The 13965-nt window shown below is 38.9% G+C and carries 13 protein-coding genes; 5 read left to right on the top strand and 8 right to left on the bottom strand.

What is annotated here, in order from left to right; all coding sequences use genetic code 11:
* Nucleotides 1-7: 7 nt before the first annotated feature.
* On the bottom strand, nucleotides 8-1036 hold the full coding sequence (locus FL972_RS01660) for a sugar phosphate isomerase/epimerase family protein (RefSeq protein WP_144602705.1): 1029 nt from the start codon (nucleotides 1034-1036) through the stop codon (nucleotides 8-10).
* A 285-nt stretch (nucleotides 1037-1321) separates the two neighbouring features.
* Between FL972_RS01660 and FL972_RS01655 the strand changes: the two genes are divergently transcribed.
* Genes FL972_RS01655 through arfB form a run of 4 tightly spaced genes read left to right on the top strand, consistent with a single transcriptional unit; the run spans nucleotide 1322 to nucleotide 4413 of the window.
* Nucleotides 1322-2191 (top strand): TraB/GumN family protein, encoded by an 870-nt coding sequence (locus FL972_RS01655; RefSeq protein ID WP_144602703.1) that lies wholly within the window; start codon nucleotides 1322-1324, stop codon nucleotides 2189-2191.
* Nucleotides 2192-2207: 16 nt separating this feature from the next.
* Entirely contained in the window at nucleotides 2208-3260 is a 1053-nt protein-coding gene (locus FL972_RS01650) for a sensor histidine kinase (protein WP_144602701.1), read from the top strand.
* Between the two features lies 1 nt (nucleotide 3261).
* Entirely contained in the window at nucleotides 3262-3978 is a 717-nt protein-coding gene (locus FL972_RS01645; RefSeq protein ID WP_144602699.1) for a LytR/AlgR family response regulator transcription factor, read from the top strand.
* A 9-nt stretch (nucleotides 3979-3987) separates the two neighbouring features.
* Complete coding sequence (gene arfB / locus FL972_RS01640; protein ID WP_144602697.1) at nucleotides 3988-4413, top strand: alternative ribosome rescue aminoacyl-tRNA hydrolase ArfB; 426 nt, start codon at nucleotides 3988-3990, stop codon at nucleotides 4411-4413.
* 3 nt (nucleotides 4414-4416) lie between these two features.
* On the opposite strand, the gene FL972_RS01635 is transcribed toward arfB, so the two are convergent.
* The gene (locus FL972_RS01635; protein ID WP_144602694.1) at nucleotides 4417-5085 is read right to left on the bottom strand and encodes a metal-dependent transcriptional regulator; all 669 of its coding nucleotides are present in this window, start codon (nucleotides 5083-5085) and stop codon (nucleotides 4417-4419) included.
* Between the two features lie 131 nt (nucleotides 5086-5216).
* Here FL972_RS01635 and FL972_RS01630 point away from each other — a divergent pair, with 131 nt between their 5' ends.
* A complete protein-coding gene (locus FL972_RS01630; RefSeq protein WP_144602691.1) occupies nucleotides 5217-7493 on the top strand; it encodes a TonB-dependent receptor in 2277 nt (758 codons plus the stop codon).
* A 134-nt stretch (nucleotides 7494-7627) separates the two neighbouring features.
* On the opposite strand, the gene FL972_RS01625 is transcribed toward FL972_RS01630, so the two are convergent.
* From FL972_RS01625 to FL972_RS01600, 6 genes are all read right to left on the bottom strand, one after another.
* Entirely contained in the window at nucleotides 7628-8326 is a 699-nt protein-coding gene (locus FL972_RS01625) for a PepSY domain-containing protein (RefSeq protein WP_144602689.1), read from the bottom strand.
* Between the two features lie 46 nt (nucleotides 8327-8372).
* Nucleotides 8373-8957: a DUF2911 domain-containing protein gene (locus FL972_RS01620; RefSeq protein ID WP_144602687.1), complete on the bottom strand. Its 585-nt coding sequence runs from the start codon at nucleotides 8955-8957 to the stop codon at nucleotides 8373-8375.
* A gap of 13 nt (nucleotides 8958-8970) precedes the next feature.
* Complete coding sequence (locus tag FL972_RS01615; protein ID WP_144602684.1) at nucleotides 8971-10944, bottom strand: copper-translocating P-type ATPase; 1974 nt, start codon at nucleotides 10942-10944, stop codon at nucleotides 8971-8973.
* Nucleotides 10945-10995: 51 nt separating this feature from the next.
* Nucleotides 10996-11427 carry a CHY zinc finger protein gene (locus tag FL972_RS01610; RefSeq protein ID WP_144602682.1) on the bottom strand — a complete coding sequence of 144 codons (432 nt, stop codon included), beginning with the start codon at nucleotides 11425-11427 and terminating at the stop codon, nucleotides 10996-10998.
* A gap of 178 nt (nucleotides 11428-11605) precedes the next feature.
* Nucleotides 11606-12178, bottom strand: coding sequence for a DUF3347 domain-containing protein (locus FL972_RS01605; protein WP_144602679.1), 573 nt, complete (start codon nucleotides 12176-12178; stop codon nucleotides 11606-11608).
* A gap of 10 nt (nucleotides 12179-12188) precedes the next feature.
* The gene (locus FL972_RS01600) at nucleotides 12189-13964 is read right to left on the bottom strand and encodes an efflux RND transporter periplasmic adaptor subunit (protein ID WP_144602676.1); all 1776 of its coding nucleotides are present in this window, start codon (nucleotides 13962-13964) and stop codon (nucleotides 12189-12191) included.
* Nucleotide 13965: the final 1 nt, after the last annotated feature.

The following is a 13965-nucleotide window of genomic DNA, read 5'->3' as shown; positions in this document are numbered from 1 at the left end:
TTCCTAATCAGGCCAGGCTCTTTCTACAAAATTCCAGGCATTTTTGCACTTCAGCTACTGGATTAGATCCTTCCGGTACCTGATATTCCAGTTCTATAGTTGCTGGGAACTTGTATTTATTTTTTTGCATGAGTTTGAGTACATCTCCTATAGGAGTGTCTCCACTTCCCCATACCACGTTTCCTTTGCCATTTTCAGGCTTCTGACGATCTTTGGTATGCATGCTGAGAATATTTTTATGCTGTTTTTCGATCAATTGAAGCAAATCCTTGTGCCCTGCAGCGATGTAATGCCCCATGTCTAAATTCAATGCATTTTTTGGGCTTTGTGTCAATGCTGTATCCCAAAAGTCAAAGGTTTGTTGCTCGTGTCCATGATAGGCAACTGCCATACCAAACTGTTCACCTATTTTACCCAATTTCAAGGTATGGGCATCGTTTGAGGGATGTTCTAAGGTTACATGACTGGCGCCGAGAGCTTTGGCTGCTTTCATTCCATAAGCGATTTCAGCATCCGTATTATTCATTCCAAAGGCGCTTGGTTTGAAAGCATAGATACTCACACCAGCTTCTTTGTACATTTTTCGCAGTTGTTCGAAAGGCTTCATAGAGGCATTCGCTCTCCATTGTGCAACTTCCTGAGAATATGCCTCGGCAGCTTTTCTGATTTCTGCCAATTCATTCTTTTCATCGTCTGAGAGAGTTTCTCCTCTTCTTTCTCTTCCACCCAATTGCCATGCTTTCATTCTGTCAAATGTTGGGGAAGGCATACCTGCAAATGATTCTGCTGGATCTCCCATTAGTTCAACAGCACTTAAACCTGAGTCTGTTATATATCTCAGGGTTGCTTCGGCACTTTGGTCAGGAAGTGATCGGAATGAATAGGTAATGCATCCAATCTGAACTCCATTAATCTGACTATCCGGTTTATTGTAATTTTTGATGATCGAGGGGGCTCCCTGTAGCCAAGCAGGAGCTAAGGCTAAGCCAGCTGCTCCTAAAGTGGATTTAATAAGAAAGTCTCTTCTGTTCTTCATGGTCGTTTACAGGTTAAATTAGGTTTGAAGCTATTGTTTCAAATTAACAAAATAGATTCGTATTTACGAATATTTCATTTGAAATATTTAACAGAAGAGCTTTAATGGCCTAAAAACAAGAAACTAAGGATTAAATATAAAGCTTTCTTTGAAAAGAAAGCAAGCATAACCTAAAAAAATAAAAAAAAAGAAAACTGCATTTATCGCTAAATTTCTGCATTGGAGGAATTAAGTATTTTTTTAAGCTCGGCAATATTCATATTTGTTTTATTAATCAATTAGATCATGAAAAAGAACTATTGTAGCATTTTAAGATTAACCTTGCTTTTTTGCATAGGTTTTGTGTTTCAACTGCAAGCACAAACAGAGAAAAGTCTTCTTTGGAAGATTAGCGGGAATGGATTAGAAAAAGATTCCTTTGTATTTGGTACCATTCACATGATTTGTCCTGATCAATTTTTGATGAATGAGGAAATTAAGGATGCTTTCACTGGTACTGAACAGTTGGTTTTAGAATTGGATATGGATGATCCGGAACTGCAGCAAAAGATGCAGGCAGTATCTATCAATTCCGGAATGAAAAATATCCAAGGAGAAATGAAAGAGGAACAATCCAAGGCTTTGGATGAGTTTTTAACTCAAAATTATGGGGCAGGATTGGCACAAATGGGCATACTCAAGCCCTTTGTATTAACTTCCATGGTCCTGATGAAGCAATTGCCTTGTGATCAAATGGAGAGTTATGAGTTCTATTTTATGCAGATGGCTCAGCAGCAGGGTAAAGAAACTCTAGGTTTGGAAGATGTGGCATTCCAAGTGGGTATTTTTGATCAGATTCCTCTGGATGTTCAGTTGGAAGAACTTGGAAAAATGGTGACAACTGATCAATCCAAAAATGAATTTCAGGCTATGGTCGAAGCTTACGTTGCCCAAGACTTGGATAAATTGTATCAAACCATCAGGGAAAATTCAATGACCGGTAATTTTTCAGAAGTGCTTTTGGATCAAAGAAATGAAAAATGGATCCCGGAAATGGAGAAAAAAATGGGAGAAAAATCTACCTTTTTTGCAGTAGGGGCAGGCCATTTGGCTGGTCAAAAAGGAGTCTTGAATCTTTTGAAAGAAGCTGGCTATACGCTTTCGCCAGTTAATTAATTGCTATTTCAAAACAGTGGGATTTCAGGGAAAAATATCTGAAAAACATCTTTACTGGGTTCTACAGGTGCTTGGCTGGAGTTCCATTGTTTTTATTGAAACCATCAATTATACCTTCTTTATTGTCGGAGAGTTTATTTGGGAATATGTGATGCAGTTTTTGATCATGTCATTTCTAGGATTGACTGTATCTCATTTTTACAAAACCTATTTTATCCCTAAATCTCAATTTCAAAAGAAACTTTCCAGAATCTGGGTGAAAGGGTTAGTGGATGTTTTTGGGATTACATTCATCATGACGGCTTTATTGTATTTCCCTTTAATCATGAGTTCTGATTTTGAGGGGCTTAACTCTCAGTTTATTATCAGCTACTTTGGACAACTCATGAATTTGGGACGCTACGTGATGGGTTGGGTGATTATCTATTATCTTTTCCATATCATGAAGCACACGCAAGAGGTGACCGAGCAAAAGCTTTTGCTGGAGAATTTGGCCAAAACTTCTGAGTTGGAACTCTTGAAAAATCAATTGAATCCTCATTTTTTATTCAATTCTCTCAATAGTATCAAGGCCTTGGTTCTGATTGATCAGGAGAAGGCAAGAGATGCAATAATCAAGCTTTCGGAATTGCTGAGATTCTCTCTGAATTATGAGAAAGCTCCTTTAATAGCTTTGAATGATGAAATGAAGGAGGTAGAAAAGTATCTTTTGCTGGAGCAAATCCGATTTGGAAAAAGATTGGATGTTCATATTCAGCTGGAAGAGGAAACCTTGGATTTGAAAGTGCCTCCGGCCATGGTTTTAACCTTAGCTGAAAACGCGATTAAACATGGGATCACCAAGCTACCGGATGGGGGGGCTATCCATGTATCCAGCAAAAAAAGAGGAAAAAATTTAATTGTCGAGGTGACAAACTCAGGGCAGTTGAATGATACTTTCAACTTGGGAATCGGCCTTCAAAACGTTCAAAAAAGATTAGAATCTCTTTTTGGGGAGAATTCAAAATTCATGCTCGACAGTAACTCTTCCAATGAAGTTCGGGCTACTATCAATCTACCAATCAATTAACATGAAAAAGCGGGTTTTCCTTGTGGATGATGAAAATTTGGCTCTAGAGGAGTTACAGGTACTACTTGAACCTTTTCCGGAATTGGAAATAATCGGTAAATCTGATCGTGTTCAGGAGGCAATTATTCAATGCAATGAACTAAAACCGGACTTGATTTTCTTGGATATCAATATGCCTGGAATGGATGGCTTTCAGTTTCTCGAGCAATTGGATGAGGTAAACTCTGTCATTTTTGTAACAGCCTATGATCAATACGCCATCAAAGCTTTTGAAATTAACGCTTTGGATTATTTACTGAAACCCCTTAATCCCATACGGTTAAAAGAAGCTGTCAATCGCTTTTTGTCCAGAGAATCAGATGTGGAGAGTACAGAAGAAAGGCTTTCTCCAGAAAAGAAGATTTTCATCAAGGATGGAGATTCTTGTCATTTCGTACCGGTATATAAAATATTTTTATTGGAAAGCGTGGGGAATTATGTGCGGGTTCATTATGAAAACCAAAAGCCACTTTTACATAAATCTTTAAGCTATTTGGAATCCAGACTTCCTACAGATCTATTCTTTCGGGCAAATCGTCAGTACATATTTAATATGGATTTTATTCAGAAAATTGAACCCTACTTCAACAGTACCTTGTTGATCAAATTGAACTCAGGTCATGAAATTGACTTAAGTCAGCGTCAAAGCGTGAAGTTCAGAGAGATTACGGGTATCTAAAAAGGCAAAATGAAATCACTTGAAAAAAGAATTGCAGAGGGAGAATTTTTGAAGGAATTGGACTTTCAGACTGCCAGAAGTTCAGGTCCAGGAGGTCAACATGTGAATAAAGTTGAAAGTAAAGTTCAATTGTACTTTGATGTACAAAACTCTACCGTTTTATCTGAGGAAGAAAAAGAAAAACTTTCTCAAAAATTCAAAAACAAGATAGATCTAGAGGGTAAGTTACAGCTGCAAAGTCAGGAAAAACGTTCTCAAATTCAGAATAAGGAATTAGTAGTAAAAAAGTTTTACGATTTGCTTAGAAAGGCATTTGAAAAAAGAAAAATCAGGAAAGCAACCAAACCCACCAAAGCAGCAGTAGAAAAGAGAATTAAGGAAAAAAAAGCCAGATCCGAGAAAAAAGCCGGTAGGGGTTGGACCAAAGACTATTAAACTCTATTCTTCTGACCCAAAGGTTTTTACCAAGAGTTTTTCACATACTTTTTGACTGAGAGTTTCCTTTTCAACATCTCCGTAACTGATGACCATACTTTGATCAAAAGCTTCTTTTGAAACCACCTTCAACTCTGTTCCCAAAGTCAAGTTTCGGCTATTGAGATACTCCAAAAATTCTGTGCTGGAATCTGCCAAAGCAGCTAAAATTACTTCCTGTCCCGCTTTAGCTTCTGAAAGGTTTTTAAATCTTAAGTCTTGAATTCTTCCTTGCTTATCAGGAATTGGAGATCCATGAGGATCCACCGTTGGAAATCCCATCATTTCATCCATCCTTTCAAAAAATTTCGGTGCATGGATATGTTCTACCTGTTCAGCGATGGCATGTACTTCTTCCCATCCAAAGCCCATTTTAGTCACTAGAAACATTTCTGTCAATCGGTGCTTTCGGATAATCAAAGCAGCCTCTTTTTTCCCTTTAGACGTCAGTATGACTGGTTTGTATTTCTCGTAAAGACATAGTCCGGTCTTTTGCAAATTTTTGACCATGGAGTTGGCAGTAGGCATGCTAACCTGAAGTTGGTTCGCCAGGTCAGAAATATTGACTTCCCCTTGCTCATTCGACAGATTAAAAAGGGCTTTGAGATAATTTTCTTCCGTGGTTGAGGCCATAATTAAAATTTGAGTACTCAAATATGTGAAAAAAATTGATAGAATAAATTTGTTAGATAACTCTAACATTGTAATTTTGTAATTCTAATTAAAATAGTTAGCTCTTTAATCTTATTGATTTACAAGAAACTATGATCACTCGCTTACTGCTTACTCTTTCATTTTGTTATCTTTTGAATGGTACTGCCCAAGGGCAACATAGCTTAAAGGGTAGGGTACTTTCAGGGGGAAAGGCTGTGGAGTTTGCCACTATATTTTTACCCGATTCTGGGAAAGGTGCAGTTTCAGAAGCCGATGGGCATTTCCAGATTTTTGGATTACAGAAAGGACGGCTAAAAGTCGAGGTTTCCCTTTTAGGATTTAGAAGATATATCACTGAGGTAGAGGTTCCATACGAGGGTGATATGATTGTTGAAATGGAATCTTTGGATTCAAGTTTGGATGAGGTGGTAGTCAGTGGAACTTTACAGGAAGTCTCCAGGCTAAATAGCCCTGTTCCTGTAGAGGTTTATAAGGAAGGCTTTTTTAAAGCCAATCCAACCCCATCCTTATTTGAATCCTTACAGAATATTAACGGAGTAAGACCTCAAATCAATTGTAACATTTGTAATACAGGGGACATCCATATTAATGGTTTGGAGGGGCCCTACACTATGGTATTGATTGATGGAATGCCTATTGTCTCTGGTTTGTCAACTGTTTATGGTCTGACAGGAATCCCTCAGTCTTTAATCGATCGAATTGAAGTGGTTAAAGGACCTGCATCTACCTTGTATGGTTCGGAGGCAGTGGGTGGCTTGATCAATATCATTACTAAAAATCCTGACTTAGCACCCAAAGTAGGAATAGATGCTTTTGGCACTGGATGGGGAGAGTATAATTTGGATCTAGGTATTCGTTCCAAGTGGGGAAGGTCCGTAAAGTCTTTGACAGGAATTAATGCTTTTTATTATGATAATCCCATCGATAATAATGGAGATGGCATGACGGATTTGACCCTTGCAAAGCGGATATCGGTTTTTCAAAAAATGACTGTGGATAGGGCTAGTAAAAAAGCCCTGAATCTAGGGCTTCGCTATTTGTATGAGGATAGATGGGGTGGCCAGATGAATTGGACTTCTGCTAACCGCGGAGGAGATGAAATTTACGGAGAGAGTATTTACACCAGTCGCTGGGAGCTTTTTGGGAATTATGAACTTCCGGGCAGTGAAAAGTTGAATTTTCAATTTTCAGCAAACGGGCATAATCAAAACTCTGTGTACGGTGATGTCATTTACATCGCAGATCAAACCATCGCTTTTGGACAATTGACTTGGGCTGAAAATTTAGGAAATCATCAATTGCTCTCCGGTTTGGCTTATAGATATACTAAATACGATGATAATACTCCAGCAACCTCTTCGGTAGAATTGGACTTAAATCAACCCTCAATCATTCACTTACCCGGAGTATTTGTTCAAGATGAGATCAAATTGACTACTAGTCAAAGTTTACTCTTAGGGGCAAGAGCAGATTATAATTCCATTCATGGAGCCATTTTCAGTCCTCGCCTGAATTATAAAATTTCATCTGCTGATCAGACCATGGTTTTTAGATTATCAGCTGGAAATGGTTTTCGGGTAGCTAATGTATTTACGGAAGATCATGCTGCTTTGACCGGAGCCAGAGAAGTGGTGTTTGAAGAGGAATTGCAGCCAGAACGTTCTTGGAATGTCAATGCGAATGCCATCAAGAAATATTACAGCAGCAAAGGGGCATTTCTCAGTTTAGATGCTTCACTATTCTATACCAATTTCACCAATAGGATCATTCCAGATTACGAAACCAACCCAAACCAAATCATTTATGCCAATTTGGATGGTCATGCGGTTTCAAAGGGAGTTTCATTAAATTCTAATTTTGCAATGCCAAGTGGCTTGGAAGGAAGTGTTGGAGCCACGCTGATGGATGTGACTTTTACAGAAGAAGGAATCAGCACAAGGCAGCTTTTATCAGAGAGGTTTTCAACTGTATGGAATATTGGTTATACCATTTATCCTCTGTATTTGAAAATTGACTATACCGGAAACCTCTATAGTCCAATGCGCCTACCCTTATTGGGGGAATTGGATGACAGGCCTGAGTTTTCTCCTTGGTGGAGTATACAGAATATTCAACTCACTAAATCAATTGGCAAAAAATGGGAGGTTTATGGTGGAGTTAAAAATCTCTTAAATTTTACCCCGCCTGCCAATAGCATTGCCAGAGCCTTTGACCCTTTTGATAGGGGAGTTGAGTTCGGATCAGATGGATCGGTTATTCCAACGCCAAATAATCCGAATGCGCTGACCTTTGACCCCACTTATATGTTTGCTCCCAATCAGGGAATTCGAGGGTTTTTAGGATTAAGATTTACCATTTTGGATTAAATATAAGATGCTGTCTCAAAGGTGAAACTTGTCACATTGAGCGAAGTCGAAATGTGCTTAATTACAATAAAAATGGCCTTCGACTCCGCTCAGGCTGACATTAAACTGATTTATGAGACAGCATCTTTTGTGTTTTAAAACAAGCTTCGTTTTTTCTTCTTTTTTCTGGTCATAAAAAACAAGGTAAAGCCAGAAAAAACTGTAGCTAAACCAAATAGTGAAAATGCTCTTAAGAGTAAATTATTGAAATCATCTCTGCCTGCATAATCCATGGTATGAAACATCCATAGGAAATCAAACCAGCGCCAACTTCTATGTCTTACTCTTTCAAAGTTCCCGCTCTTAGCGTCAATGTAAGCTGTTAAATTTTCAGGGTGCTCAAAATGAATTGCCCAGGCAGGCAAAGGACGTCCTCGGTATTCATGATGTGAACCTGTCTCAGTGAGATATTCAGCCTCCTTGATTTGAAGATTACCTTTGATGTAAATCTGAGCTATTTCCCGAGCTTCTTTTTCAGTGATTTCCTCTTTTTTAAGGCCATTTTGAGCATGATAAAGGACATTGTCATTGACCCAATAATAGGGTTGATGATTGACAAATCGAAGTTCTAAAGAGGAGATTTGTAAAGTTGAGTCCAGACTTGAAGGGTTGATCAAATTACTTGGAGATTCATGCATCATATGTTCCTGATGAAAATGATCACCATGAATTTCATCAATATCAGTCCAACTGAAATAAAGTCCACTAATGGTCCACAATAGGAACTGGATTCCTATAAATACGCCTAAAAATCTATGGATTTTACGGGCGAAGTATTGATTGTTTTTTCTCATAGGTGGGTGAAATAGAGAAGTTGCCTCTCAATAAATGCTTTTAAGATTAACTATTTTTGAAATCAAATTTGATTTGGGTTGTACTCCAGCTAACCGTAATTTCTCCCATGCCAGGAGCTGTTTCCTGAACAAAATAGGTCAAAGATTCAACAGGTTGATCGAGCTCTTTGGGAGTGACCGTAAATCGTAAAATGTCTTTTTCTTGGCTATATTCATCAGCCAAGTGCATATCCCACTTTTCATTTAGAATGATGGTCCATTCATTTTCTCCAGGAATGGTAAAGAATCCGTATTTCCCGGCTGGAACTTCTTTGCCATTAATGCTGACAGGCTTGTCAAATTGAATTGAGGTGGCTTTATGTGCTCCTGTGACCCATACTTCTCCGTAAGCCACTAATCCACCAAATATTTGTCTTCCTCTTACACTTGGGGAGGAATAATCAATATGGACATGATTACCATCAATCATGGCCATTGCATTAGTCCTAGGGCTTTTGGAGGGAGTAGCATTCTCGGCCGGAGCTTCATGATTTGCATGGTCTTCATGATTCATTTCTCCATTTGAATCGGAGGACTTTGGACTGCAAGCAATTGCCGCGAAAAGGGTGAATAATAGAATTCTGTTTTTCATATGTAGGGTTTGGTTATATTTTTCTTCGTAATAGTTGAGCGTTCGCTGCGCAAATGATGGTACTTAAACTCATCAAAGCGGCTCCAACAGCAGGTTGAATCATCAAGCCTGGAATAAATCCTGTGGCAAGGGGTAAGGCAATTGCATTATATCCGACTGCCCATCCTAGATTTTGAATCATCTTGTTATAAGTTGCCTTTCCAAAGAGAATTAATTTGGCTATATCTTGAGGATTGCTGTTGACCAAAATAATATCAGCTGTCTCTACAGCGACGTCTGTTCCTGAACCTACAGCAATTCCTATATTAGCTTTGGCCAAAGCAGGGGCGTCATTGACACCATCACCCGTCATAGCGACAAATTCACCTTTTTTCTGTAATTCTTCAATGACTTTTACTTTTTCATCCGGAAGCACTTCGCTGTAATACCCATCCAATTTTAACTGTTCGATTACCGCTTTTGCAGTTTTTTCATTATCACCAGTTGCCATGTATAGTTTAATCCCCTTATCTCTTAGGGTCTTTATAGCTTGATGACTTTCTTTACGAATGCTGTCTGCCAATGCGATGAAACCAAGAAGTTTCTTTTCTTCTAAGAGAAAAACAATTGTTTCTGCTTCATCAGAATCTGTCTCCTGAGGTATTGAGATTGAGTTTTCTTCCAAATAACCTGGACTGACTACTTGATAGGTTTTACCATCGATGTCTCCTTGAATTCCCTTACCTGTTATGGATTCAAAGTTGGAGACTTCCTTTAATGTGATATTTTCCTCTTTAGCTTTTTCTAGGACTCCTTGAGCGATTGGATGCTCAGAACTGGATTCCAAAGAGGCAGCAATTTTCAAAATTTGATCTTTTTTCCATTCTCCTGAAATATGAATTCGAGTTACTCCAAATTTCCCCTCAGTAAGAGTTCCTGTTTTATCAAATACAATAGCACTTACTTTTCTTGCATTTTCAAAGGCAGTTCGATTTCGAATCAAAAGCCCTTTTTCTGCTGATAGGGAAGTGGAAATAGAAACAACCAACGGAATGGCTAATCCCAAAGCATGAGGACATGCGATGACCATAACAGTTACCATCCTGCCTAGGGAAAAGTCAAAATCCTTTCCTAAAATAAGCCAAACTGATAAAGTAATAATTCCAGCACCAATAGATATGAATGTCAGCCATTTAGCTGCGACATTAGCTAAATTTTGTGTCTTGGATTTACTTTGCTGCGCCTCCTTGACCATATTGATTACCTGATTCAGGTAGGAGTCTTCACCAGTTTTGGAGATCTTGATTTTGAGAGATTGTTTACCGTTGATTGATCCACCTATGACCTCGTCTCCTTTCTCTCGCTTTACCGGCTTACTTTCACCCGTCAACATACTTTCATCAAGATGACTTTCACCCTCTTCAATGGTACCGTCAGCAGGAATCTTTTCATTAGCTTTCACCAAAATCAAATCCCCTTTTTTTAATTCGCCCGCAGAGATATCTTTTGTTTCTCCATCGACAATCAAATGAGCCTCGTTGGGCATTAAATCCGCCAATTTTTCCAAAGCTTTGGAAGCACCCATAATTGAGCGCATTTCCATCCAATGCCCAAGGAGCATGATGACAATTAGTGTGGCCAGTTCCCAAAAAAAGCCCATCCCTTCTAAGCCAAAAGCCACAGCGGAGCTGTAAAAATATGCTACTGTAATAGCAAGGGCTATTAAAGTCATCATTCCGGGATTTTTATCTGACAACTCTTCTTTTAGCCCCTTGAGAAATGGCCAACCGCCATAAAAAAAAAGAATACTGGCAAGCCCAAATATTACATAATCTTTTCCTTCAAATTGGATGTTGAAGCTCAACCAATCTTGAATCATATCTGAAAAAAGAAGAATTGGAATCGTCAGAATTAGTGAGATCCAAAACCTAATTTTAAAATCCTTGATCATGTGGGCATGATGATCATGGTGGTTTTCCTGGTGATGTTGATGGTTAGAATGTTCCATAAAAAGATTAATCAGGTTAGTTTAAAATATTGAAATTTAAATAGATATGGTCTATTTATTCTCAGGTGTTTCGAAATACAAATGATAATGCTTGCTACATCCAGGGTTAAAAGCTGCCTGGCAATTTGGACAGGTATTGTTGGAGTTCATATAATCTTTGATACTCAACTCTGTTCCACAAACACCACATAGGATGGCTTTTTGGTCAAACTCTTTTTTAGGCCACACTTGATGAGTATGGTCGGCCTCTTCTTCATGACAGGAAAAGCAGGGGTAGTACTTCTCGCAACACTTAAACTTGATAGCAATCACATCCAATTCAGAATGCCAATGCACACATCTAGTTTGATTATCTACCGGTTTTCCAAAAACATTGACACCTCGGATTTGAGATACTTTTAAAGGTTCCAAAACTTGGGTTTGGGAATAAGCCTCTAATGAATAAAGAAAGCAGGCTAAAGAGAAAAGAATTAATCGGATCATATTGGGTAGGAAATAAAAGAGGCTGTCTCAAAAGTGCAATTTGTCACATTTAGCGTCCCGACAATTGTACGGGATCGAAATGTAGGCCACATTGATAGGAATTGCCTTCGACTTCCTGCCTGCGTCAGGCAGGCGCTCAGGCTGACATTAGAGTTATTTATGAGACAGCCTCTTGAAATTATAAGTTCACTGTTAAAGTATCTTCCACAGCTCCACAATTTAGCATTGAACTACCAAAAAGCGGGTTTTTGATATCTGAGGAGGCACTTAACCACATTCCACCGGTGTTGTTTTTGTACATAGGGCAATATTGATGGTAAAGGGTTCTATCTGCACCTGCAATTTTAAGAAAGTCCTTCATCAATACGCTTAATGCCTGGAAGCTTTCTCTCTGAACAGCAATATCATCCGATGCAATATTGGAAGCAAATTGAGCAGCCTCAGTTTGGACTCTCTCCAATTCTTCAATGTCTTCTCCCTGAGAAGAAGCAATATCATAAGCTTTTAATGCTTCTGTTAGAGCTTTGCTTTTTTCAGCAGCATCTGACGAATTATCTGCCACAAGTGCATCTTTTACAGCTAAATAAGCATCAATAATTCCTGAAGTTCCAGAATTATTAGATACTGAAGTCGTTTGACTTACTTCAGTTTCCTGTATTTCACTTGAATCTTGAGACTCTTCAGTTTTCGAGCCAGAACAAGAAATTAGGGCAAAAGCCAGTGCTAGGGAAAATAAACCTGTTTTTGTCATGAGTTTTAATTTAATGATTATGAGATGTTGAAATTGTAGTTTTCGATTGTTCAGTGGCCAAAACCGCTTGACCTTTTAGGTAGGTTTGCTTGACCTCGCCACATGTGAGCATGGAAGCTCCAAAGTAGGGGTTGGTAATATCTTTTCTTTCAGAAAGCCAAAAAGCTCCCTGATTCCCAAATGCCATAGGACAATAGTCTTTATATACAGCCTCTTTATTCAATCCGAATAATTCAGTCATTTCCAATACAGCTTCAGATAGGTTGGAAAAGCCTTTCCTTGCTTCATCTATCGATGAGGCCTTTTCCATATTCCCAACAGCCGCGTTCAGCTGGGCCTGGACTTTCATCCATGAATCATGGGCTTTACCTTCTATAAGCTTCATATCTACTTGAGAAACTGCTTTTTTTACCTCAGTCAAGTCTTTTTGGCTTTGGTTCAATTGATCGGAGACCAAGCCATTTTTAACTTTAAAGTAAGCATCAGCAACTTGAGTGATTTGATCTCGAAAGGCCGAAGAAACTTCTAAAGACCTGCTTTCTGGTCGATTCATCATACTGAAGTTTCCAGAAAGCTGCGCTGCTGCATCAATGGCAAATACACCATTGGTAACGATTTCTTCTCCAGCTTGTAAACCGGATTCTATTTGATAATTATCTCCGACCCGAGAACCTAAGGTGATTTCTCTCATTTCATAAGTTGGAATATCTGAATTAGGCACTTTGAGGTAAACAACTGATCTTTTTCCCGACCAAAGTACAGCCGTACGGGGAATTGAAAGCTTGGCTTGACTTCCTTTTTGAGTACTTTGAATTCTAGCTGTGACAAACATTTCCGGTTTAAGATTGCTTTGACGATTCAAAACCTCCGCTCTGATTGAAGCAGCCCTTGTATTAGGGTCGATCATCGGATCAATGTATGTGACTTTGGCTTTAAAATTTTCGCCTGGGATACCTGCCACATTGAAATTGACTTCATTTCCAACCTTGATAAATGGGAGATCTGATTCATAAGCATCCATTAGCACCCAAAGTCTGGATAGATCCACCACATTGAATAGAACTTGTCCTGTGGAAACATAGTCTCCCACAGCAATATTTCTTTGGGTTACTACACCACTAAATTCAGCGAGGATATCAATTTTATCTTTGACTAGACCTGACTTTTCTATTTCTGAGATTTGGGCTTCATTCAATTTCCAGAGCTTTAATTTTTCTTTTGCCGCTTGGTATAATTCAGGAAAAGAGGATTTGGTTTTTACAGCCTCGATCAATTCCCGCTGAGCGGTCAATAGTTCCGGTGAATAAATACTTGCCAGCCTTTGCCCAACTCTAACCTGCTCTCCTGTAAATGTGACATACAGTTTTTCAATCCTTCCAGGAAACTTTGCAGTTATCGCCGCATTTTCTCTCTCATCAGCCTGAATTTTACCTGATAGAAAAAGGTCACCTTTTGCATCAGTTCCTCCCACTATAGTCGTGCTTACATTAGCCATGGCGACAGCTTCCGGAGTCATTTCGAATGCTAATGGGTTGGAATTTCCAGAAGATGAATTAGAAGCAACTGGAATCAAATCCATTCCACAAATTGGGCAGTCTCCCGGCTCGTTCAATTTGATTTGGGGATGCATGGAGCAAGTCCATAATTGGTCAGTAAGAGATCCTAAATGATCATGCCCAGCTTCCTGTGAAGTTTCCCCGCTTGGCTTGACCAACCAACCCAAGGCCGCTCCCAAAAGAATCAGCCCTGCTATTTTTATCCATTTATTTTCAAGTAGCTTTTTCATG

Origin of the sequence: Algoriphagus algorifonticola, assembly GCF_007655305.1 — a bacterium.
GTDB lineage: Bacteria > Bacteroidota > Bacteroidia > Cytophagales > Cyclobacteriaceae > Algoriphagus > Algoriphagus algorifonticola.
This window is presented reverse-complemented; position numbering and strand designations above follow the sequence as displayed.